Source organism: Thermodesulfobacteriota bacterium (genome assembly GCA_036482575.1).
Lineage (GTDB): Bacteria > Desulfobacterota > GWC2-55-46 > GWC2-55-46 > JAUVFY01 > JAZGJJ01.
This window is the reverse complement of sequence record JAZGJJ010000132.1, coordinates 1-22,230: the sequence shown is the minus strand read 5'-3', so window position 1 is coordinate 22,230 and position 22,230 is coordinate 1. Positions and strand designations below refer to the sequence as shown.

At 56.8% G+C, this 22,230-nt stretch carries 21 protein-coding genes, 1 rRNA gene and 1 other RNA gene; 21 read left to right on the top strand and 2 right to left on the bottom strand.

Annotation, left to right across the window (positions count from 1 at the left end; translation table 11 throughout):
* The 16 genes from V3W31_05945 to V3W31_05870 all read left to right on the top strand — a co-directional run bounded on the left by V3W31_05945 (nt 1) and on the right by V3W31_05870 (nt 14,731).
* Nucleotides 1-459: a 4Fe-4S dicluster domain-containing protein gene (locus V3W31_05945; protein ID MEE9614482.1), complete on the top strand. Its 459-nt coding sequence runs from the start codon at nt 1-3 to the stop codon at nt 457-459.
* A 37-nt stretch (nt 460-496) separates the two neighbouring features.
* Nucleotides 497-1,573: a glutamine amidotransferase family protein gene (locus V3W31_05940; GenBank protein ID MEE9614481.1), complete on the top strand. Its 1,077-nt coding sequence runs from the start codon at nt 497-499 to the stop codon at nt 1,571-1,573.
* Between the two features lie 45 nt (nt 1,574-1,618).
* Nucleotides 1,619-3,127, top strand: a complete 1,509-nt coding sequence (locus V3W31_05935; protein ID MEE9614480.1) for a glutamate synthase-related protein — start codon at nt 1,619-1,621, stop codon at nt 3,125-3,127.
* Between the two features lie 15 nt (nt 3,128-3,142).
* Nucleotides 3,143-3,889, top strand: coding sequence for a hypothetical protein (locus V3W31_05930; GenBank protein MEE9614479.1), 747 nt, complete (start codon nt 3,143-3,145; stop codon nt 3,887-3,889).
* A gap of 108 nt (nt 3,890-3,997) precedes the next feature.
* Nucleotides 3,998-6,247, top strand: a complete 2,250-nt coding sequence (locus tag V3W31_05925; GenBank protein MEE9614478.1) for a tetratricopeptide repeat protein — start codon at nt 3,998-4,000, stop codon at nt 6,245-6,247.
* A 3-nt stretch (nt 6,248-6,250) separates the two neighbouring features.
* Nucleotides 6,251-8,104 (top strand): tetratricopeptide repeat protein, encoded by a 1,854-nt coding sequence (locus tag V3W31_05920; GenBank protein ID MEE9614477.1) that lies wholly within the window; start codon nt 6,251-6,253, stop codon nt 8,102-8,104.
* Nucleotides 8,105-8,209: 105 nt separating this feature from the next.
* The gene (gene zapB, locus V3W31_05915; protein ID MEE9614476.1) at nt 8,210-8,428 is read left to right on the top strand and encodes a cell division protein ZapB; all 219 of its coding nucleotides are present in this window, start codon (nt 8,210-8,212) and stop codon (nt 8,426-8,428) included.
* A 37-nt stretch (nt 8,429-8,465) separates the two neighbouring features.
* Nucleotides 8,466-8,735 (top strand): cell division protein ZapA, encoded by a 270-nt coding sequence (locus tag V3W31_05910; protein MEE9614475.1) that lies wholly within the window; start codon nt 8,466-8,468, stop codon nt 8,733-8,735.
* Between the two features lie 7 nt (nt 8,736-8,742).
* Nucleotides 8,743-8,926, top strand: a non-coding RNA gene (gene ssrS / locus V3W31_05905) — 6S RNA.
* A 287-nt stretch (nt 8,927-9,213) separates the two neighbouring features.
* The gene (locus V3W31_05900; GenBank protein ID MEE9614474.1) at nt 9,214-9,813 is read left to right on the top strand and encodes a 5-formyltetrahydrofolate cyclo-ligase; all 600 of its coding nucleotides are present in this window, start codon (nt 9,214-9,216) and stop codon (nt 9,811-9,813) included.
* Nucleotides 9,814-9,881: 68 nt separating this feature from the next.
* A complete protein-coding gene (gene rny, locus V3W31_05895; protein MEE9614473.1) occupies nt 9,882-11,450 on the top strand; it encodes a ribonuclease Y in 1,569 nt (522 codons plus the stop codon).
* Nucleotides 11,451-11,456: 6 nt separating this feature from the next.
* Entirely contained in the window at nt 11,457-12,248 is a 792-nt protein-coding gene (locus tag V3W31_05890; protein ID MEE9614472.1) for a TIGR00282 family metallophosphoesterase, read from the top strand.
* 237 nt (nt 12,249-12,485) lie between these two features.
* Complete coding sequence (locus V3W31_05885; GenBank protein MEE9614471.1) at nt 12,486-12,971, top strand: hypothetical protein; 486 nt, start codon at nt 12,486-12,488, stop codon at nt 12,969-12,971.
* 35 nt (nt 12,972-13,006) lie between these two features.
* The gene (locus tag V3W31_05880) at nt 13,007-13,162 is read left to right on the top strand and encodes a hypothetical protein (protein MEE9614470.1); all 156 of its coding nucleotides are present in this window, start codon (nt 13,007-13,009) and stop codon (nt 13,160-13,162) included.
* Nucleotides 13,163-13,392: 230 nt separating this feature from the next.
* Nucleotides 13,393-13,971, top strand: coding sequence for a hypothetical protein (locus V3W31_05875; GenBank protein MEE9614469.1), 579 nt, complete (start codon nt 13,393-13,395; stop codon nt 13,969-13,971).
* 355 nt (nt 13,972-14,326) lie between these two features.
* Nucleotides 14,327-14,731 carry a type II toxin-antitoxin system VapC family toxin gene (locus tag V3W31_05870; protein MEE9614468.1) on the top strand — a complete coding sequence of 135 codons (405 nt, stop codon included), beginning with the start codon at nt 14,327-14,329 and terminating at the stop codon, nt 14,729-14,731.
* On the opposite strand, the gene V3W31_05865 is transcribed toward V3W31_05870, so the two are convergent.
* A complete protein-coding gene (locus V3W31_05865) occupies nt 14,663-15,103 on the bottom strand; it encodes a hypothetical protein (protein ID MEE9614467.1) in 441 nt (146 codons plus the stop codon). The genes V3W31_05870 and V3W31_05865 overlap by 69 nt on opposite strands.
* Before the next feature lie 306 nt (nt 15,104-15,409).
* The gene (locus tag V3W31_05860; GenBank protein MEE9614466.1) at nt 15,410-15,787 is read right to left on the bottom strand and encodes a hypothetical protein; all 378 of its coding nucleotides are present in this window, start codon (nt 15,785-15,787) and stop codon (nt 15,410-15,412) included.
* Between the two features lie 242 nt (nt 15,788-16,029).
* Here V3W31_05860 and V3W31_05855 point away from each other — a divergent pair, with 242 nt between their 5' ends.
* The 5 genes from V3W31_05855 to V3W31_05835 all read left to right on the top strand — a co-directional run.
* On the top strand, nt 16,030-16,161 hold the full coding sequence (locus V3W31_05855) for a hypothetical protein (GenBank protein MEE9614465.1): 132 nt from the start codon (nt 16,030-16,032) through the stop codon (nt 16,159-16,161).
* 161 nt (nt 16,162-16,322) lie between these two features.
* Nucleotides 16,323-17,528, top strand: a complete 1,206-nt coding sequence (gene tyrS / locus V3W31_05850) for a tyrosine--tRNA ligase (protein ID MEE9614464.1) — start codon at nt 16,323-16,325, stop codon at nt 17,526-17,528.
* Between the two features lie 191 nt (nt 17,529-17,719).
* Entirely contained in the window at nt 17,720-19,861 is a 2,142-nt protein-coding gene (locus V3W31_05845; GenBank protein ID MEE9614463.1) for a diguanylate cyclase, read from the top strand.
* A gap of 75 nt (nt 19,862-19,936) precedes the next feature.
* Nucleotides 19,937-21,475, top strand: coding sequence for a glycosyltransferase family 39 protein (locus V3W31_05840; protein ID MEE9614462.1), 1,539 nt, complete (start codon nt 19,937-19,939; stop codon nt 21,473-21,475).
* 250 nt (nt 21,476-21,725) lie between these two features.
* Nucleotides 21,726-22,230, top strand: a 16S ribosomal RNA gene (locus V3W31_05835); the annotation flags it as partial.

The following is a 22,230-nucleotide window of genomic DNA, read 5'->3' as shown; positions in this document are numbered from 1 at the left end:
ATGCTGGACACCCATCTGGATTTTAAGCTTCTTGAGATGTGCGCGCGCTGCGAGGCGTGCTACCATATCTGCCCGTCGTCCCTGAACATAGAGGGCTACGACCCGAGGGCCGTCATAAAGGACATACTGGCGGGCGACTACGAGAAGTGGATTACCTCGAAGCACATCTGGCAGTGCCTCGAGTGCCACCACTGCCTCGAGATATGCTTTCAGCACTACGGCTTCGAGAACGCCATGACCGCGCTCAGGACGCTCGCGGCCAAGAGGGGTGTTACCCCGCCGCAGGTAAAGCGCGGCTGGGACATGTTCGTAAAGACCGGCAGGCTCGGAGAGCCCATTATGCCCGCCAGGAAGAAGCTCTCGCTTCCCGAGCCCGGAGCGAGCGGCAAGGAGGAGTTCCTGAAACTCCTCGGGGTGTACAGGGAGGCGAAAGGGCGGGAAGGCACACCGGCGGAGTAACGGCCGCCACGGTGAAACGACGTAAGGAGACGAGACGGTGGATCATAATTTTCAGAAAGACATCTCGGGCTGCGGCCTTAGCGGGATAATAAGCAAGAAGCGCAAGAGGCTCGGCGGGGAGCATATAAAGAACTCGCTCTGCCTCATGAACGACAGGGGCAACGGCCTCGGCGCGGGCTTCGCCGCCTACGGCATATACCCCGAGTTCGAGGACCTCTTCGCCTTCCACGTAATGTACGACTACCCGGAGAGCCGGATGGAGGTCGAGGAGTACCTGAAGGACAACTATAAGATCGAGAAGATAGAGGAGATACCGACCTCCCCGGTGGAGGCCATTACCATAAGCCCGCTCATGGTGCGCTACTTCGCAAAGCCCGCGAAGGACAGGCTTGCCGGAGACATAACCGAGGACGACTTCGTGGTAAGGACCGTCATGAAGGTCAACTCCGAGATAGAGGGCGCCTACATATTCAGCTCCGGCAGGAACATGGGGGTCTTCAAGGGCGTGGGCAACCCACGGGACATAGCCGACTTCTTCAAGCTCGAGGAGTACGAGGGCCATATATGGACCGGCCACACCCGCTTCCCGACGAACACGCCGGGCTGGTGGGGCGGGGCGCACCCCTTTACGCTCCTTGACTGGTCTATCGTGCATAACGGGGAGATATCCTCCTACGGCATAAATAAGCGTTACCTCGAGATGTTCGGCTACAAGCTGACGCTCCTTACCGATACCGAGGTCGCGGCCTATCTGCTGGACCTCCTTATAAGGAAGCACGGGCTCGATACGGCCACGGCCTGCACCGTACTGGCCGCACCTTTCTGGAAGGATATAGACGAGGACGGCGGGAAAACCGGAGAGGCGCTTACGGCACTCAGGATGACCTACGGGAGCGCGCTCCTTAACGGGCCGTTTTCGCTGCTCTTCGGACACAGTAACGGGCTCGTAGGTATTAACGACAGGATAAAACTCCGGCCGCTGGTCGTCGCCACCAAGGACGACCTGGTCTACATGTCCAGCGAGGAGAGCGCCATAAGGGAGATATGCCCGAAGCCGGACAAGTGCTGGGCGCCGAGGGCCGGCGAGCCCGTCATAGTGGAGCTCGAGGGTTAGACGCCGCATCGTGACGTAAAGGGTTTTTATTAAGGAGAGAGACGGATGTTCAAGAGCCAGACAATACCGGAGTTCCTTGCGAACATAGACCGGGTAAAGTGCATCAAGTGCAAGAGGTGTATCCAGAACTGCGGCTGGGGCGTGTACTCCTGGGGCGGGGACAAGGTCTTGATAGACACCAACAAGTGCGTCAAGTGTCTGCGCTGCTACCACTACTGCCCGGAGGAGGCCATCCAGATACTCGATAACCCGGTCAAGTTCAAGCAGAACAACAACTGGGGTTTTTACAACATAAGAAATCTGAAGAAGCAGGCCGAGACCGGCGGCATTCCGCTTACGGGCATGGGGAGCGACCTGCCCTACCCGATACTCTTCGACCACCTGCTCTTGGACGCCTGCCAGGTCACGAACCCCTCCATAGACCCGCTTAGGGAGCCGATGGAGCTCCGGACCTATCTCGGCAAGAAGCCCTCGAAGCTGGAGTTTAAGAGGGGGAAGGACGGCAAGCTCGAGCTCAAGACGAAGATGCCGCCGCAGATAAAGCTCTCGGCGCCGTTTATGTTCTCTCCGATGAGCTTCGGCTCGATAAGCCTTAACGCGCAGAAGGTGCTCGCCATGGCCGCCAAGGAATGCGGCATTACGATGAATACCGGCGAGGGCGGGCTCCATAAGGACATATATCCCTACAGGGATAACATTATCGTGCAGGTAGCATCCGGAAGGTTCGGCGTGAACCCGGACTACCTGAACGCCGGCGTGGCCGTGGAGATAAAGATAGGCCAGGGGGCGAAGCCCGGCATAGGCGGGCACCTGCCCGGAGAGAAGATACCGCTCCAGGTGGCCAGCACGAGGATGATACCCGTCGGGACGGACGCCCTCTCCCCCGCCCCGCAGCACGACATATACTCGATAGAGGATCTGAGGCAGCTCATATACGCCATAAAGGAGGCCACCGGCTATAAGCCCGTCTCCGTCAAGATAGCGACCGTGCATAACGTTGCGGCCATCGTCTCCGGCATCGTCCGCGCCGGGGCGGACATAGTCTACCTCGACGGCTTCCGCGGCGGCACGGGCGCCGCGCCTTCGGTGATACGCGATCACCTCGGCATACCGATAGAACACGCCCTGGCGGCCGTGGACGACAGGCTCCGCCAGGAGGGGATAAGGAACGAGGCCTCGATCGTGGCCGCCGGAGGCATACGCTCAAGCGCGGACGCGGCCAAGGCCATCGCACTCGGGGCCGACGCGGTCTCGCTCGGCACCGCCGCGCTCATCGCCATGGGATGCACCATCTGCGGCAAGTGCTACACGGGCAACTGCTCCTGGGGTATCACGAGCCAAAGGCCCGAGCTGACGGTAAGGCTCGACCCGGAGGTCTACGCCGAGAGGCTCATAAACCTCATCCGCGGCTGGGAGCACGAGTTGAAGGAGATACTCGGTGCGCTCGGCGTTAACGCCGTGGAGAGCCTCCGGGGCAGCAGGGAGAGGCTCCGGGGCGTGGGGCTCGACGCCCAGACACTCGATATACTCGGCGTGAAGCCGGCGGGAAGGTAAGAAGGTATAACGCTTATGGGAAAAACATTCGAAATAGACGCAAAGGGCATGTACTACCGCGAGCTTAACCAGAAGGTAAGGGATGCGGTTGCCAAAGGCGAAAAGGAGATACGGCTCAAGAACGTCAACGGCCAGTACTATATCGCCGACGGCATAAGGGAGAAGGCCACTATCGTCATCGAGGGGGTGCCGGGGAACGACCTCGCGGCCTTCATGGACGGGCCGACCCTGCTGGTGAAGGCCAATGCCCAGGACAACATCGGCAACACGATGAACAGCGGCAAGATAGTGGTGGAGGGCCACGCCGGAGACGTGCTCGGCTACGGCATGAGGGGCGGTAAGATGCACATAAGGGGGGACGTCGGCTACAGGGTGGGCATCCACATGAAGGCCTACAAGAAGCAGATACCCGTCATCATAGCCGGGGGCACGGCCGGGGACTTCTTCGGCGAGTACATGGCCGGCGGGCTGCTGGTGTTGCTCGGCCTCGACACAAAGGACGGCGAGCCCATCGTCGGCGACTACCTCGGCACCGGCATGCACGGGGGGACGATATACATAAGGGGAGAGGTGGATAAGAAGAGGTGCGGGGCCGAGGTGGGCATCACGGACCCCGACGAGAACGACCTGAAGGCGCTCAAGACGTACCTGAAGGAGTACTGCGACGACCTCGGGCTCGACCCCGAGGAGATAATGAAAAAGCCGTTCAAGAAGCTGGTCCCCGCATCATCCAGGCCCTACGGAAACCTCTACGCCTACTAAAGGGACGCGCCCGGGCCGCCCGGGCGGCCCGGGACGTTATTCCTCTCACAGTTCGCAAACCGTTGTAAATCAGCCGCCAATCCGTTAAAATTCCCCGTGTCGGACCGAATGGAGAATGAAGTGGACAGGGGGGGGGAGGACGGAAGGCAAGGCGAGCCCCCCTATAAGGGGGAGGGTGGTGGTGCGGCGTTCCTTTACGGGAAGTACGCTCCCCTCGCTGCTATTTTTCTAATAACGGCGACGGCCCTCCTTATCTACTCCAACGCCCTCCACGGCCCCTTCCTCGTTGACGACGAGATGTACGTCAAGGAGAACCGGACGATACGCAGTCTCTGGAAGTTCCTCGACATATCGGGCACGCGGTACGTGGCCTTCCTCTCCTTCGCGCTTAACTATAAGCTCGGGGGGCTCGACGTCTTCGGCTACCACCTCGTAAACGTGGCGATACATGTGGTAAACGGCCTTCTGGTCTGGTGGCTGGTCGTTTTGACGTTCCGCACCCCGGCCCTTTCCAAGGCCGGGGAAGACCGGCGGCTGAGCTACTTCATCGCGCTCGGCGCGGCCCTTATCTTCATCTCCCATCCGGTCCAGACCCAGGCCGTTACCTACATAACCCAACGCTTCGCCTCTCTCGCCACGCTCTTCTATCTGCTCTCGCTCGTCCTCTATATTAAGTGGAGGTTTTCCCGCCGGTGGCGGCTCTATGCCGTCTCTCTCCTCTCGGCCGTCCTCGCCATGAAGACAAAGGAGATAGCCTTTACCCTGCCGGTTATAATCTGCCTCTACGAACTTACGTTCTTCGGTCTTTCCTTTAACGGACACGAGCAACGGACACGGTCACGGTTTCCCCCCCTCGTCCCCTTCCTGCTTACGATGGCCATAATACCTCTCGAACTCTTCGGTCCGGAACTGGGGCTGTGGGAGGGGGGGTACGGGGTAGAGGGAAAATATTTGAGAGAACTTCAGTTGAAGGATTTGGAGACCGTCCCGCCCTACACCTACCTCCTGACCCAGTTGAGGGTGGTCGTAACCTACCTGAGGCTTCTGGTGCTCCCGGTGGGCCAGCGCATGGACTACGACTACCCTATTTCCCATTCGTTTTTCGAGCCGGGGGTGCTTTTGTCGTTCTTATTCCTTTTTTCCCTTTTTGGTTTTGCCTTTTACCTTTTCTTGCGGTCACGCAAGACGAATAACGGCCACGGCCTTCTTATCTCGTTCGGCGCGCTTTGGTTCTTCGTGACCCTTTCGGTCGAGTCGTCCGTGGTCCCGATAAAGCACGTTATATTCGAGCACAGGCTCTACCTTCCGCTCGCGGGCCTTTCGATCGGCTTTACGGCTGTACTCTTTTATCTCCTCGGCACGGCGGGGAGGGGAAGGGCCGCATGGGCCCTTCTGCTCGTTATAGTCGCGGCCCTCTCCACTGCCGCCCACAGGAGGAACGAGGTGTGGGCGGACGAGCTTGGGTTCTGGACCTATGAGGTCGGCAAGTCGCCCGGCAAGTCTACGGCATATAACGGGCTCGGGGTCGTTTACGCCAGGACGGGGCGGACGGACGAGGCCGCGGAACTCTTCGGGGAGGCTATAAGGCTTAACCCGAAAGAGGTAATAGCTTATAACAACCTCGCCCGCATCGACATGGATATGGGCTCCCTCGACAGGGCGCTCAAGAGCCTGGAGGCGGCGCTACTCGCGAGGCCAGACTACGTGGAGACGTACAACAACCTGGGTGTCGTCTATTACAAGCAGGGCAGGACAGGCGAGTCCATAGAGGCATACAGGGAGGCCCTGAAGCTCGACCCGGCACTTGCGGAAGCCCACAACAACCTCGGCCTCGCCTATGAGAGAAGTGGCCTGAAAGAGGAGGCGCTCGGGGAGTACGCGGAAGCCCTCAGGATAAGACCCGCCTACCCCGAGGCCCGTTATAACCTCGGCTTCGTCTACTACGGGCAGGGCCGTACGGACGAGGCCATAGAGGAGTACCTCGCCGCCCTGGAGCTCGGCCATGAGGAAGCGGAGCTGCATAACTCCCTGGGGCTGGCCTATGCCGACAAGGGGTTAGTGGATAAGGCCATGGAGGAGTTTAGCGCCGCCATAGGGCTTAACCCCGACCATGCGGAGGCCCGTAACAACCTCGGGACCGCCTACTTCACCAGGGGGCGGATCGACGAGGCCGTGGAGGAGTACCTCAAGGCCTTGAGCCTGGCCCCGGATCACGCCGAGGCGCGTTATAACCTCGCCCTTGCCTACAGGGAAAAGGGGATGAAGGACGAGGCGATAAGGGAGCTCGAAAAGGTTCTGGAGACCAGCCCGGACGTGGGGAGGGGTCAGGAGCTTCTTGACTCTCTTTCGGGGCCGTAGGATATGGAGACCGACAAGAAGACGATATGGACCGGAAGGCACTATCCGCTTGCCGCCGCTGCCCTGATAGCGGTAACGGCGCTCGCTATCTACTCCAACACCCTCGACGTCCCCTTCCTCATAGACGACCACACCTACAGAGTGGAGAACCCGAAGGTGCGCGACCTCGGGAACTTCCTCGACACCTCGGGCACGAGGTATGTTGGTTTCCTCACCTTCGCTCTTAACTATGCTGCCGGGGGGCTCGACGTTTTCGGCTACCACCTTGTAAATATCGCCATCCATACGGTAAACGGCCTCCTGGTATGGTGGCTCGCCCTGTTGACCTTCCGCACACCGGCCATGGGGGGGATAGAGGGGACGGGTAGGAGTATAGAGACGAAGTACTTCGTCGCGCTCGCCGCGGCCCTTATCTTCATAAGCCACCCCATACAGACCCAGGCCGTGACGTATATAACACAACGCTTCACCTCGCTTGCCGCGCTCTTCTACCTCCTCTCGCTCGTGCTCTACGTTAAGTGGAGGTTTTCCCCGGAGTTAAAGGGCCGGTCGGCCTTCTACGTCCTGGCCCTCATCTCCACCGTCCTCGCCATGAAGACAAAGGAGATAAGTTTTACGCTTCCAGCCATGCTCTGCCTCTACGAATTTACCTTTTTCGGTCCTTCCTTTAACGGACACGAACACGAACGACGGTCACGGTTCTTGCCGCTCGTCCCGTTCCTCCTCGCCATGGCCATTATCCCCCTTGGTATCTTCGGGCCCGAAGCCGGTCTCGGCGATGGGGGCGAGGGGGGGGAGGGGGGACACGGCGCCGCCGAAGAGATGCGCAGGTTGCAACTAAGGGACTTCAGCTCCATATCGAGCTACGCCTATCTGGTGACGCAGATGCGGGTTATCATTACGTACCTGAGGCTCCTGGTGCTTCCCGTGAGCCAGCACATGGACTACGACTACCCGCTGAACGCCTCCATATTCGAGCCCGAGGTGTTTTTGTCGTTCTTATTCCTTTTTTTCCTTTTTGGTTCTGCCGTTTACCTTTTCCTCCGCTCACGCATCACGCATCACGCACACGGCCTCTTAATCTCCTTCGGCCTGCTATGGTTCTTCCTGACCCTGTCGGTGGAGTCTTCGATAATCCCGATAAAGGACCCTTTGGCCGAGCACCGGCTCTACCTTCCGCTCGTGGGCCTTTCTCTCTCCTTCACGGCCGCGCTCTCCTTTGCGTCCGGGGCGCCCGGGGCGTCCGGTGGGGTTGCGGGGAGGCCCGGAGGGGGGAGAGGGGCGTGGGCCGTCATTCTGGTTATCGTCGCGGCCTTCTCCTTTGCCGCCTATACGAGGAACGACGTCTGGGGGGATGAGATTACCTTCTATACCGACGAGGTAAGGAAGGCACCGGGCGAACCCATGGTATATAACCGGCTCGCCGGCGCCTACCTTCGGCTGGGACGGACGGACGAGGCCATGGGTCTCTTAAGGACGGCCTTACGGCTTAACCCCGACTCGGCGAAGACCCATAATAACCTCGGCGTCGCCTATGCCGACAAGGGCCGCCTGGAGGAGGCCGTGAGTGAGTATAAAGAGGCCCTGAGGCTCAGGCCCCGGGCTGCGGGGAGCGCGGGGATACATAATAACCTCGGCCTTGCTTACGCCGCTATGGGCCGCCCGGACGAGGCCGCCCGGGAGTACCGGGAGGCCCTGAGGCTCGTCCCGGACCACGTGGGGGCGCACTATAACCTGGCCCTCGCCTACGGGCGGAAGGGGCTGGGGGAAGAGGCGAGAAGAGAGGCGGAAGAGGTCTTGAGGCTCAGGCCCGGGCATGAAGGGGCGCTCGGGCTTCTCCGGGCACTGTCGAGATAAACCGGCAACAAAGGCGGCCCGCGGCGGCGGGAGTACCCCTTGACTTCCCACGGGGAAAATCGTATTATGTAATCGGTCGTAAAGTCGGAAGATTGAAGGGTTGGATTGAGCGAGTTCGAAAAACTCGAAGAGAGGGTCAATCGGCTGTTAAAGGACTACGAAGACCTGCGCGAGGCGAGCACGGGGGCAAAAAAGCTCGTCCGGCTGAAAGACCTGGAGATAGAGGGGCTCGAGAAGAAGCTCAAGCAACTCGACCAGGAAAGGGGCAAGGTTCGGGGCAGGGTGGACGCGCTCCTGGCCAGGCTCGATAACCTGATCCAGTAATCAGCTTCATGAAGGGACGTAGGAGGGGTGGAGGGACGTGAAGAACTCGGTTGAACTGCATATGCTCGGCCAAAAACTCGTTGTAAGGAGTGAAGAGGAGGAGGAGCACGTCCGGGCGGTGGAAAGGTACCTGAGCGACAAGGTCGAGGAGGTAAGGCAGAACACGAAGGCGGTTTCCACGCTGGACCTTGCGCTCCTGACCGCGTTGAACGTCACGGGCGAGTTCATAAAACTCAAAGAAACGCTGGACAACTTCGAAAGGAGATCGGAAGAACTTACAAAACTCATAGACAGGAGAGTGGCTTAGACGGTCTTCTCCCCTGCCGTGTTCGTGATCGGCGGGGTATATTTTAGAACCAATACTAAAAGATAGGGGGTTGGCTCTGGCTTGCGGCCGGCAGGTTCCCATCGAGGAAAAGTCGAAAGCGGCTATTCCGGCGCCCACCTTGAACCCATGGTTCAAAAGATCCGCTGACACGGCATTGTGGCGGGGGAGAAGACTTACAAAAGGGAGAATCGAAGAGAGAGAGTGTGTTCAGGAAAGGTCCGGTTGGAAGTAGCGAATGGCTGTAAAAAGTCTTAATATATGGCTCCGTAAAGTTTTTTCGTTGTACGTAAGCCCGGGAAGGCGTCCGGCCGGGGCGGCTGGACGTCTGTGCTTAGCGGGCACCGACTGATATTGCCTTTCATCTCTCTCTGAGCAAGTCTCTCCAGGCGGCCGATTTCAAGGCGCCGGTCCAAGCACTATCCTGTCCCGATCTCTTTTCATAGCCAGGTCTATATCGATGGGCACAAAGGAGTCTTTAAGGAAGGAGTTCCTCGGGAAGCGTTGCAGGCTGTCCTTTGAAGAGGTCTTCCGCGCGAGCTCCCTGGTGCAGAAGCGCTTTATGGAGACCCGGGAGTTTGGCGGGGCCCGGCGTATCGCGCTTTACTCGAGTTTCAGGAACGAGGTCCTTACCGACGACATACTGTCGAGGGCGGTCGAGGGCGGCAAGGAGGTCTTCTTCCCGCGGGTGGTAAGCTCGGGCCCGCACCTGGCCTTTTTCAGGGTCACGGACAGGGAAGAGCTCTCGCCGGGGTCATACGATATCCTTGAGCCGCCGGACGGGGGGACCGAGGCCCCGCCTTCCGGTTTCGACTGTGTGGTGGTGCCCGGCGCGGCCTTCGACATGACGGGGGCGAGGCTTGGATACGGCAAGGGTTATTATGACAGGGTGCTGGCGAAGGTGAGATGTCCGGTGGTGGGCCTCTCGTTCGATTTTCAGATCCTGGAGGAAGGTGAGATGCCCACCGAACCCCACGACGTAAGGGTGGGCTCGGTGGTGACCGAGAGCAGGGTGATACGGTTCCGGGACGACATCCGGGACGACAGAGGACCGTTATAGCGCGCGTTATCCGTGGCGCAGGCCATGTGGGTACGCACGACGGTCTTTAATATAAAAGGGGGTGTGTTATGGAGGTGTCCATACTTTTAACGGTAGTCGCCGTCGGCGTGCTTATGCTGCTGGTCGGTGTCGGTATAGGCGTTCTTGTCAGGAAGAGGTTCGTCGAGAAGACCATCGAGGGTGCGGCAAAGACCGCTGAAGATATAATAGCCGGGGCAAAGAAGGAAGGCGAAGGCATAAAGAAGGAGGCGGACCTTCAGGCCAGGGACAAGTTCTACCAGGCCAAGGTCGAGTCGGAAAAGGAGGCGCGAGAGAGGCGAAAGGAGATCCAGGCGCTCGAGAAGAGGCTCCTTTCCAAGGAAGAACACCTCGACCGTAAGTCCGACGCCGTAGAGCGGAAGGAAGGCGAACTCTCCAAGAGGGAGAAGGGTATAGCCAACCATGAGAGGAAGGCCCAGGAGATAGAGCGGGGTCTCGAAGACCTCCTTGCCGAGCAGAGGCGGAAGCTCGAGTCTATCTCCGACGTCTCCGCCGAGGAAGCCAAGAGGCAACTCCTCGAGGTGATGGAGGACGAAGCCAAGCTCGAGGCCGGGAAGACGCTGAAGAGAATAGAGGAAGAGACCAGGGCCGAGGCGGAGAAGAAGGCCAAGGAGAGACTGGGCCTCGCCATCCAGAGGTATGCCGGCGAGTACGTCACCGAGAGGGCCGTATCGGTCGTGAACCTCCCCAACGACGAGATGAAGGGGAGGATAATAGGACGCGAGGGCAGGAACATCCGGGCCATAGAGGCCATAACCGGCATAGACATAATAATAGACGATACGCCGGAGGCCGTTATAATCTCCGGCCACAATCCCGTAAGGAGGGAAGTGGCCAGGATGGCACTCGAAAAGCTCATCGCGGACGGGAGGATCCACCCGGCCCGGATCGAGGAAGTGGTGGCCAAGGCGGACAGCGAGGTCATGAAGAGCATTATGGAGGCCGGCGAGAGGGCCATATTCGACACCGGGCTCCACGGCATCCATAACGAGATACAGAGGCTCATAGGAAGGCTCAAGTTCAGGACGAGCTTCGCGCAGAACGTGTACGCCCATTCGATGGAGGTGGCCTTCCTCTGCGGCATCATGGCCTCGGAGCTCGGCATCTCCACCAAGCAGGCCCGCCGGGCCGGGCTGCTGCACGACATAGGCAAGGCCGTGGACCACGAGGTCGAGGGGCCGCACGCGGCCATAGGCGCGGACCTGGCGAGGAAGTACGGCGAGTCTCCCAAGATAGTCGCCGCCATAGGCCAGCACCATAACGACCAGCCGGAGTCCATACTCGGGGTGCTCGTCCAGGCCGCCGATACGCTCTCCGCCGCGCGCCCCGGCGCGAGGAGGGAGATGGTCGAGAGCTACGTCAAGCGGCTCGAGGACCTTGAGAAGATAGCCAAGGAGTTCAAGGGGGTCGAGAAGTCCTACGCCCTGCAGGCCGGGCGCGAGATAAGGGTGGTGGTGGAGAGTAACGAGGTGAACGACGGCAGGGCGGTCGTGCTCTCCAAGGATATAGCGAAGAAGATCGAGAAGGAACTCAGCTACCCCGGGCAGATAAAGGTCACGGTCATAAGGGAGACCCGGAGCGTGGACTACGCCAAGTAGACCGGGATGGCCGACGCGACCACCATACTGTTCATAGGGGACGTAATGGGCAAGCCCGGCAGGAGGGCCGTGAAGAAGCTCCTGCCGGAGCTTATGGATATCCACTGCCCGGACGTGGTCGTCGCCAACGGCGAGAACGCCGCCGGCGGCTTCGGGATCACCCCAGGGGTTTACGAGGAGCTCCTCTCTCTCGGCGTGGACGTGGTTACCTCGGGCAACCACATCTGGGACAAGCGTGAGATAGAGGACTACATAGGCGGCACCGACAGGCTGCTTCGGCCCGCCAACTATCCGAAAGAGGCCCCGGGTGGAGGCATGACCGTCTTCGAGTGCCGCTCGGGCGTTAAGGTCGGGGTCGTGAACCTCTCCGGCAGGGTCTTCATGGCCCACATCGACTGTCCCTTCACCGTGGGCAGCAGGGCAATAGAAAGGCTCAGGGAGGAGACCCCGGTGATATTGGTGGACATGCACGCCGAGGCCACCAGCGAGAAAAACGCCTTTGCCTGCCACTTCGACGGCTTGGTGAGCGCGGTTATAGGCACCCACACGCACGTGCAGACGGCCGACGAGAGGGTCTTGCCGCTCGGGACCGCCTACATAACCGACGCAGGTATGACCGGCCCGACGGATTCGGTCATAGGCATAGAGAAGGAGGCCGCGCTTAAGAGGTTCTTGACGCAGATGCCCGCGAGGTTCGAGGTGGCCACGGGCGGTGTCGAGTTCCAGGGGGTGGTGGTAAAGGTCGGGCCGGACGGAAAGGCCGAGAGCATCGAGAGGATAAAGAGGCCGGTCGGCTGAAAGGCGTCACCCCGGCGGCAAGGAAACGTAGGGCAGGGCTTTAGCCCTGCCCTTTCGTCATTTCGAGGGACGACGCAATCTGGGGGGAGGAGGGGGGTAATTAAGCATGGTGTCCCCGGATTCCCTTGACAGATAACATTTGTGTGTGTTAGTTGATTATTTATCAGAACGTATCTCGGATTTTTTTGTTGGTTCAAGTCTAAGACTTGAACCAACAGTCCGATTAAGGAGGTTTTTGTGAAAATTATTTATTCGAAAATATTCTTGCTAATTATTTCCGTTATCTTCATTAGTTCGTGTGTAAGTGAGTCGGAAAGAGAAGCTCTGAGCTTATATAAAAGTGCTAAAATTTCTTATCAAAATCAAGAATACGAAGAAACGATAACAAAGATTTCTAAAGCTCTTGACCTAACTAATGATGGTGGACCCCACTCTGCATTCAATGATGGTAGTGTAAGGTTGCTTCTAGGGAGAGCATATCAAGCTTTACAAAAACATGAAAATGCCCTTCAAGAGTATTCTAAAGCAATAATGCTCGGCAAAAAATTTCTACAAAGTCATATGTTGAACTCTGACCCAACACCATATGCAAAGCGCGATTTCAAGCGGAACATTTTGTCCGATTACTACTTTACAAGGGCAGTGCTATATAAAAAACTCGGCAAAATAAAACTTTATAATGAAGATATAGAGATGTTTAAGAAGTGGAATAACGCAAAATAAGCTGATTTGTTTGGTCAATAGTTGAGGGTGATAAAATGAGTAAATTTGGATTGATCGGTGCTTTTGTTGGGTTCTTCGTTGTTTGGTACATGCTCAAAATGGACGCATTGGTGCCAGGCATCATTGGTGGATGCATAGGTGCAGGCATTGGTGAAGTAATTGCGTTTGTAGAAAGCAAGCTCAAAAAATAGATCTAAGAGGTGGCCCCGGTTAACTGGACAGTTTGGCGGCGTAAATACGGTGGACAGCCAATAGAATGCGCCCGGTGTCATAGAAAAGCCGAATATAACGAAACCCATTACACTTTCATTCCTCTATCCACAGAGTACAGCGAGAAGTTCATGTGATTGCCCAACAAATGGCTGTAGCGAATGGCCCATCGTCGCCGTTAAGTCGTGATGTTATCCTGAAGGAGAAAACCATGAAAGAAGTAATAGGGCTTGCCATCTTTTTTTTAGTTATTTTTATCTTTGCCTCAGTTAAAGATTCTTCCAAACGGGACGAAATGAAAAATATGTATCAAAACGAAGCACAACAGGCGGGTGTAAAACAAGCGGATTTGGTGGGCACGTATCGAATCAATACTTACAAATTTCGGGATAAAGAAAATAGTGGCATTGGTGATCCATTTAATAAAGATGAAAATTATCCGCCCAGCGGTGTTTTGTTGTGTGATCGCACACGACCCCTCGATTTGTCATGGGATTTCAATATGCAAGTCTTTTGGGCATCAGAACCTGCCGTCTCAATAGAAAGTCCAGCAACAGATCGAGTAATCATTGAGGAAAAGTCAGGACCGCCTCCATCCGTGGTGGCTATTAATTATGTAAATTCTCCGCGGATTGTTTTGAAATTTGAAAGTGACAATATGCAACCACATATTATTCGCCTACGTCTTGAAAACATGCAGGTCGCAATAGCCGACAGGAATAGTAAAGGTCAGTATGAATACCGGTACCGTTCAATAGAACCATCAGTTGTAAGTATCTTATTAAAATAGGCTCTTCGTGTACTGAAATCCGGGGACACAGGGGCTGTTGAAAAACTCAACTCGGTGTCATTGCGAGCCCTGAAACGATACTGAATCAAGTTCAGCACATGGTTCAGGACAGGCTCCGCGGCGCAATCTGGGGGGAGGGGGGGGTAATTAAGTACGGTGTCCCCGGAATTCTCCGGATTTCCTGGTGTCCCCGGATTTCCCGACCTTCAGCACCGTGTGCTGGATTTTGCGAAATCTCTGGTGCCGAAGGGAGTCGAGGGTAAAAGCCTTTTACGGTTTGAGGGGTTTATCCCTGCCGATGACCTTGAGCGGATATCAAAGGCCATCGAGGAGGGTTGCGACAAGGTAGACGTCAGTGAATGGTAAGTTCCTGCTGGATACGAATATTATCATCGCCCTTTTTTCCGGGGACCCCGGGGTTCACGAGCGCATATCCAACGCCTCGGAAGTCTTTGTCCCGTGCATTGCCATCGGGGAATTGTATTTCGGAGCGCACAAGTCGTCGAGACCGCAGGAAAATCATACTCGCATAAACGGATTTGTCCTCGACAGCACTGTCCTTGCATGCAATGCGGATACGGCCAAACGATACGGGGATATAAAGAACCGCTTGAAAGAGAAGGGGCAACCTATTCCTGAAAACGATGTCTGGATTGCCGCGCTCGCACAACAGTATGCCCTTACGCTTGTTTCACGCGATACGCATTATAATTCCAAGGGCAAGGAAACCGTACACTACTGCCCAAGCTATCCATATTAGGACGGTTAGACCAGGCATTCTCTTTCGTTTGGCTATCCAGTAGATGCCAGCTGGCACCATTGCCACAAGGCAAGCGAATGCGATTACTACTATCGATAGGCCTACTGCACCGCTGACTTCACCATGTGGCAGCAGAGCGTATCCTATGATTACGCTTATGAACGCCATTGTCCAAAATTGGTTCTTTGGCAACACAATGAACTTGGTTTCGTTGGCAGTCGCAGTGTCGCCAAGCTCTGTAGATTTCTTTTGCGGGGGAGGGTATATGCCACGTTCCTCAAGTAAACTTCTTATAATTCCAAATGTCTCCTCGCGATATCGAGCCCTGTCGTTTTCTTCCCATATTTTTTTTACCTCATCCGTGTTTTTCAACCTCATACTTAGACGGATTTGCCGAACCGAATCCGATTCATTTAAAAGTGCTCTTTTTGTTCTTTTTGATTTAATATATGAGAGAACAATGATAGGAAACAAGACAAGAAATAATATAGGAAGTAATAAAGTGGCGGAAATCGTTACCCAGCTCAAAAATTCTTGAAACATGACCTACTCCTTTGCTTGCGCAGATCCAAATTCGTGAAATAGAACCCCTTGTATTTTAATCATTGCCGCACCCATTCCCGACTGGAATAACGCAAAAACGACTTGACAACCAAGACGGTATCTACCGGACTCGTTTTATTGTCCTCCCCGCAGGGCATCGTTGATCTGGGCAAGGAATGCTTTTCTCTTCCTCGTTGCATGCATTTTCCTGAACTCTATCTCTCCGCCCTCGCAGGTTACGAGAACCCGTCTTTCTGGTGCGACATAACGAAGGATGAGACCAATGCCCAAGACGACCAGGATGGCGCCCGCGACCCCCAGAGGCGGAGAAACAAAGAGAAGCCCCAGTCCGACAATGAGCGTCCACAACGCCCGCTTGTTTATCGTCTCGGCGCTTCTGACCTTCTCGATCGCGACCCTCTTTTTGCCTTCACCGCCTTCGTATTCCAGATAGCTCCTGCCGCCCTCCTGGACTATGCTCCCGTTTTTTGCTATCTCACGCTGTGCGCCCATAGTAGTTATACCTCCTTTCCCATGCACAAAAAAAGCCGGGGAACCCCGAGGAACACTTCCCAGTTTTTTCACTAAAAACAGAAAAACCCCAGCCCCTGTGTCCCCATTAAATGCGAAACAGGAAGCAGGCCGGACACCTGCATTCTTTGTATATAATGTAACCATTGAGTTGTCAAGTAAAATGCTTACAATGATTTCATATGAAGAAGGATGTGGTCGTTACAACGAGGATTACCGCAGAAATGACGGAGGCGATCCGATCCCTTGCAGGCAGGGACGAGCGCACCTTCGCATGGATGGTACGAAAACTTCTGGCGGAATCCCTGGAGGCAAGAGGACTGCTTAAGGGCAAGAAGGATAAGATGCTGAAATAAATTCAGCACGACACATCGCACTGTCTTGCGCTTTTTCAACAGCCCCGCATTTTACCTATTCCCCCTTGATTTTCTTCTTCCTGCCGGGCTTGCGGAGTTTCAACGTACGGTAGGTGTCCCTCGAATAACCAAGGTTGTTTTTTCCTGCGTCTGCTGGTATCATGTTCTACCCTATGGACCCGAAAAAACAGCTTGAGAGGATAAGGCGCGGTGCGGTCGACCTTATAAGCGAGGAGGATTTTCTCTCCAGGCTCGAGGGCGGGAAACCGCTTCGCGTGAAGGCAGGCTTCGACCCCACGGCCCCGGACCTGCATCTCGGCCACACCGTGTTGATACAAAAGCTCAAGGACTTCCAGGAGCTCGGCCACCAGGTCGTGCTCCTTATAGGGGACTTTACCGCCAGGATAGGGGACCCGAGCGGACAGTCGGAGACCAGAAAGCCGCTCACGACCGAAGAGATACTCAAAAATGCCGAGACCTACAAGGCCCAGGTCTTCAAGATACTCGACGAGGAGCGGACCGAGGTCGTCTTCAACGGCGAGTGGATGGGGCGCATGAAGGCCGACGAGCTTATCTCGCTCGCCTCGCGCCACACGGTGGCCCGGATGCTCGAGAGGGATGATTTCCAGAAGCGCTACAAAGAGGGCCGCCCTATAGCCGTCCACGAGTTCCTCTACCCGCTCGTGCAGGGCTACGACTCGGTCGTCCTTAAGGCCGACGTGGAGCTCGGCGGCACGGACCAGCTCTTTAACCTCCTGGTGGGCCGTGCGCTCCAGAAGGAGTTCGGCCAGGCGCCACAGGCCGTCATGACCATGCCGATACTCGAGGGGACCGACGGCGTGCGGAAGATGAGCAAGTCGCTCGGCAACTACATAGGCATAACCGAGCCCCCCTCCGAGATCTTCGGGAAGCTCATGAGCATATCGGATGAGCTGATGCTTCGCTACTATGAGCTTTTGAGCGACGAGCCGCCCGAGAGGGTCGGGGAGATAAGGGAGGGGAGGGTTCATCCGAAGGAAGCCAAGGAGGCCCTGGCCTGTGAGATTACCGCCCGCTTTTACGATAAGGCCGCCTCGGAGAAGGCAAAGGAGGGCTTTAACGCCCTTTTTCGGAAAAAGGAGACCCCGGAGGATATCGAGGAGGTCACCATAGAGGGCGCCGAAGGCACCATGTGGATAGCGAAAATAATGGTCAAGGCGGGGCTCAGTAAATCCACCTCCGAGGCCATGAGGCTCGTGGCCCAGGGCGGGGTGCGTGTGGACGGGGAGCGGGTAACGGATAGGAAGGCCGAAATACCCACCGATAAAGACATCCTCATCCAGGTCGGAAAGAGGTCCTTCAAAAAAGTCTCTTTTGTAGGGGCTTAGAGGGGGGCTTCATCCCCCCCCGTCCTCCCTCCGTCCCCCCCGTCCTCCCGAATAATTATCTTGACTGGCACGGCCGTATGTGGAGTAATAACAGTGTATTATCGGCAGCCGGGCATATCATCCTGGAGACTGCAACCTAAGCCGCTGTTAACGTCTGAAAGCGACGTCTTATGGCAAAAAAAGAGATGATTATGAAATTATACAGGCCAAAGATAGGTGTAGCGCCTAAAACATGGATCGCCCTTTCGGTGGTTTTCTGGGTGCCGGTCACCGCCCTGGTGCTGGTCCTCTTCTATCTGTTCCAGGGGGTGGTTTACGAAGAGACACTCGGTTCGGTCAAGGCCAACCTCAAGGCCTCCAGGGGGGTCTATGAGCAAAGGGGGGAGGAGATCGAGGCCTTACTGGTTCAGCTCTCCGGCCGGCCGGAAGTGCGCAAGGCCTTTTCCTCGAAAGACGCGCAGGCCCTGCAGAAGACACTTCTGGAGTTCGGCAAGAACAACCCCCACGTGGACATACTTGCCGCCGTTGACGAGAACCAGCGGGTGCTCGGCAGAAGGAGCGCCAGGGCCGGCGATATCCTCAATATCGGTGACATACTCCCTATGGCCCTCATCTCCGGGGAGGCGACGAGCTCCAGTGAGCTCGTCAGGAAAGAGTTTTTCAGCGCGGAGGACGAAACCGTCCCGGAGTTTGCGTGGAACGCGGGCATCACGCAGTTCATAGTCTCCCCCGTAAGGCATGAGGGGAAGGTGGTCGGGGCGGTGGTGGCCGGGATCCTGCTTAGCGGAGACCCGTGGCTCGGCAATGCCGTATACGAACGGTTCGGGGTCGACCTGGCGCTCTTTGCGGGAACGTCCCCGGAGACCGCGCTCCTGCACGCCACCTCGTCGCTCCCGAGAAGCTCCTGGGCGCTCGGCCAACCCATCCCCGAGGGGCTTAAGAAGGAGATATCCCTGGACAGGCCCTACTACGGGGTTCTGGAGGTCTCGGGCGTGAAGAATATAGTCGCCTACGAGCCGTTGCGGGACAGCCGGAACAAGATAATAGGGGTCCTCGGGGTGGGCATGCCCGCGAAGAGCATAACTGCGGTCGTATTCAACTCCATAGCAAAGGGGGCGGGGGTTGCGGCCGTGATCGGCCTTATCCTGGCGGCCGTCATGACGGGCGTTATACGTTCCGATATCATAAGGCCGCTTAACTTTCTCGTAACCGCCATGGACAGGCTGAAGAAGGGGGAGATGGATATCTCCGTCAACCTTACGACCGGTGACGAGTTCGAAAAGCTCGGGAACGGCTTCAATACGATGGTCGACGGCATAAATGAGAGGGAGGAGAGGCTCAAGAAGCACAACGAGGTCGCGAAACTCCTGATGTCGACGCTCGACCTGAGGGAGTTGCTCGAAAGGGTGCTCAAGATAGCGGTGGAGGTCACGGACTCCCAGATGGGGATAGTATACCTGGTCGAGGGCGCAGGTGAGAGCCTCCACCCCCATGTCAAGTACGGGACAAAGGCGGACTTGAGCCCCCTTAAGATGGGAGAGGGTTTCCCGGGCCGGGCGGCGGAGAAGAAGACCACCCTGCGCATCAGCCCCCCGGCCGGGGAAGCCGTCCCCGACGAGGCGATGGAGCTGGGTTTCGCGAAGGCCATCCCCAAAGAGATAGGCTATATCCCGCTGGTATACCAGGAGAGGGTCCTCGGTGTACTGGTACTCGGGAGTTCGACCAACTACACCGACGAAGAGGTACAGCTCTTCGATTATCTCGCAAACCAGATATGCATCGCCCTGGACAACGCCATCATGCACCAGAAGATACAGGAGATGTCCATAACCGACCCCCTGACGGGCCTTTACAACAGGCGGTACCTGAATACCCGGCTCACCGAGGAGTGGTCGAGGAGCCTCAGGTATAAGCGTCCTATCTCCATAGTCCTCTACGATATAGACAACTTCAAGGCGATCAACGACACCTACGGCCACGATAAAGGGGATGAAGTGCTCAAGGCCGTGGCCGAGGTCATGAGGAACAGGGTGCGAAAGCAGGACATCGCGGCGAGGTTCGGCGGGGAGGAGTTCGTTGTGGTCCTCGGGGACACGGAAGAGGATGACGCCAGGAAGTTCGCCGAAAGCATAGGGGGCGCGATCAAAGAGCTGTCGTTCGAGTGGTTGGAAAAGCCCGTTACCGTGAGCGGAGGTATAGGTACCTTCCCGAAGATCGATGTGGAGAGCTACCAGGAGCTTCTGCAGGCTGCGGACCAGGCCATGTACAAGGCCAAGATGAGCGGCAAGGACAGGGTCGAGGTGGGCTCGGGCGCCGACGTTAAAGAGTCGTAAAAGCCGCCCCCCTCCACTCCTACCCCTTCCTCTCCCGCCGCGTGATAGTCCCTTCCCTTGAAAGACTGTTTTAATATGTCCGGCCTTATGACCCCCCTAATTTTTTTTTCAATCGCCGTTATAACGGTCTTCCTGAGGCTCCATTCCCTCGGAGAGCCGCTGGAGCATGACCTTGCCATCTACGGCTACTTCGCCCACTACATGCTGGGCGGGGAGCTCTTGTATACGGAGCTGTGGGACCATAAACCCCCGGGGATATTCCTGGCCTACATGGCGGCGGAGCTCCTCTGGGGATACGACGCTTCGGCAATCACATATACAGGCATCGTCTTCACCGTAATCTCCCTCGCCTTCCTGTTCCTCTTTTTAAAGGAGATAGCCGGAGTAAACACCGCGCTCCTCGGCTCGGCCATATGGGCCCTGGCCTCCAACGCCCTGTCGCTCGAGGCCAACCAGCCAAACGCCGAGCTTTTCCTTAACGCCTTTACCCTCATGGCGCTGTGGAGTCTCGCGAAACACCGGGAAGGGGAGTGGAGGTTTCTGTTCCTTTGCGGCGCCTTCTTCGCCGTCGCCTCCACATTCAAGACCGTAGCCATATTCCCCTTCGCGGCCGTCTGCCTCTACCTTGTACTTCAAGTTTCAAAAACCGGCCCCCCCCCTCCGCGCGCGCGGCTTAAGGAGGGGGCGGGCAAACTGGCGGTTATACTCCTTCCATGCGTACTGGTATGGGCGGGGGTCTTTTCCTACTTTGCGCTGGCCGGCAGGTTCGGTGATTTCTGGGGAGCGGTGTTCGAGTATAACCGGGGCTATGCCGGGAACATTGCCTTGAACGTATGGAACTACTTTACCGACCCACGCCTTCTCTTCCACCTTGCTCAAAAGGATATATGGCCGCTTCCGCTCCTCTCTCTCGTCTGGGTCTTCGTCGGCCGTAAAGAGTACGGACCGCTGAGACGTTCGTTCTTCATCCTGTTCCTCGCGGGCTGTATGGTAGCGGTGGCGAGCCCCGGCAAGTACTTTTATCACTACTACCAGTTGCTGCTGCCCCCATTCGTCGTTATGTCCGCCCTGTTTTTCCGGGATATGGTGGAGCATATACAGGCGAAAAAAAATGCCCGGCTTGCCATGGCCCTCTCTTCGATTATAGTCCTGTATACGTCGGGCCATCTGTTTTATAGTCAGGGGACTTATCTGCGGATGACCCCCACCGAAATTTCCGCAAAAAAATACGGCCCCAAGCCGGCTCTCGCCTATGAAGTCGGCAGCTTCATAAAGGGCGTGAGTTCCCCCTGCGATACCGTGTTCGAGTGGGGTACCGGGGCCGGGATCTACTACTATAGCCAGAGGAAGTCGGCGGTGAATACGACCTCGCTCTACGCGCTGTTCGAGGGGCGTGTTCCTAAAAAAGGGGACCCCCGGCTTAAGCGGCTGTATGCGGACGTCACCGCTGCACCCCCGGCCGTTTTCGTCTGGGACGGCTCCTCCGGGGAGCTCCGGGGCAGCGTATTCGAGGAGTTTATCTCCGAGCGGTACGACCGGATAGGGGAATATCCCCCGTTTTTCGTTTACGAGCGCAGACACGGGGAGAGCTCCGGGGGAGATGGCGGCTGTTGAGGGCGGGAAAACGGAAAAAACGGAAAAACGGGGGATATGGGGAAAAGGGGGAAGGGGGGCAAAATAACCCTTGACAGCCCCCCTTCCATGTAGCATAATGATTATCTTCTCTACACGCCGGGACCGATCCTGTGTGCGGGGTCGCGTATTGTCGCGGCCCGAGATATGGGTGGAGGAAACGGTCTGTTCTTTGAAAACTAAATAGCAAGCACAGCCAGTCAGTCAAATCTTTTATACCGTAACAAAATCAAAAGTGGAGAGTTTGATCCTGGCTCAGAGCGAACGCTAGCGGCGTGCCTAACACATGCAAGTCGTACGAGAAAGCTCCCTTCGGGGAGTTAGTAAAGTGGCGCACGGGTGAGTAACGCGTGGGTAATCTACCCCCGAGACCGGAATAACCCGCTGAAAGGCGAGCTAATGCCGGATAAGACCACGGAAGGCATCTTCCGTGGGCAAAGGCAGGGACCCTTCGGGGCCTGTCACTCGAGGATGAGCCCGCGTCCCATCAGCTTGTTGGTGAGGTAACGGCTCACCAAGGCTAAGACGGGTAGCTGGTCTGAGAGGACGATCAGTCACACTGGGACTGGAACACGGCCCAGACTCCTACGGGAGGCAGCAGTGAGGAATATTGCGCAATGGGCGAAAGCCTGACGCAGCGACGCCGCGTGAGGGAAGAAGGCCCTCGGGTCGTAAACCTCTGTCGGGGGGGAAGAAACCCTTCGTGGTTAATAGCCACGGAGATTGACGGTACCCCC

Excerpts from the sequence above, each read along its gene's own strand:
- V3W31_05855 (MEE9614465.1), top strand. The coding sequence starts at position 16,030 with ATGACGGAGGCGATCCGATCCCTTGCAGGCAGGGACGAGCGCACCTTC.
- tyrS (MEE9614464.1), top strand. The coding sequence starts at position 16,323 with ATGTTCTACCCTATGGACCCGAAAAAACAGCTTGAGAGGATAAGGCGC.
- V3W31_05925 (MEE9614478.1), top strand. The coding sequence starts at position 3,998 with ATGGAGAATGAAGTGGACAGGGGGGGGGAGGACGGAAGGCAAGGCGAG.
- V3W31_05935 (MEE9614480.1), top strand. The coding sequence starts at position 1,619 with ATGTTCAAGAGCCAGACAATACCGGAGTTCCTTGCGAACATAGACCGG.
- V3W31_05945 (MEE9614482.1), top strand. The coding sequence starts at position 1 with ATGCTGGACACCCATCTGGATTTTAAGCTTCTTGAGATGTGCGCGCGC.
- V3W31_05900 (MEE9614474.1), top strand. The coding sequence starts at position 9,214 with ATGGGCACAAAGGAGTCTTTAAGGAAGGAGTTCCTCGGGAAGCGTTGC.
- V3W31_05875 (MEE9614469.1), top strand. The coding sequence starts at position 13,393 with ATGAAAGAAGTAATAGGGCTTGCCATCTTTTTTTTAGTTATTTTTATC.
- V3W31_05920 (MEE9614477.1), top strand. The coding sequence starts at position 6,251 with ATGGAGACCGACAAGAAGACGATATGGACCGGAAGGCACTATCCGCTT.
- V3W31_05845 (MEE9614463.1), top strand. The coding sequence starts at position 17,720 with ATGAAATTATACAGGCCAAAGATAGGTGTAGCGCCTAAAACATGGATC.
- V3W31_05840 (MEE9614462.1), top strand. The coding sequence starts at position 19,937 with ATGTCCGGCCTTATGACCCCCCTAATTTTTTTTTCAATCGCCGTTATA.
- V3W31_05880 (MEE9614470.1), top strand. The coding sequence starts at position 13,007 with ATGAGTAAATTTGGATTGATCGGTGCTTTTGTTGGGTTCTTCGTTGTT.
- rny (MEE9614473.1), top strand. The coding sequence starts at position 9,882 with ATGGAGGTGTCCATACTTTTAACGGTAGTCGCCGTCGGCGTGCTTATG.
- V3W31_05890 (MEE9614472.1), top strand. The coding sequence starts at position 11,457 with ATGGCCGACGCGACCACCATACTGTTCATAGGGGACGTAATGGGCAAG.
- V3W31_05860 (MEE9614466.1), bottom strand. The coding sequence starts at position 15,787 with ATGGGCGCACAGCGTGAGATAGCAAAAAACGGGAGCATAGTCCAGGAG.
- V3W31_05930 (MEE9614479.1), top strand. The coding sequence starts at position 3,143 with ATGGGAAAAACATTCGAAATAGACGCAAAGGGCATGTACTACCGCGAG.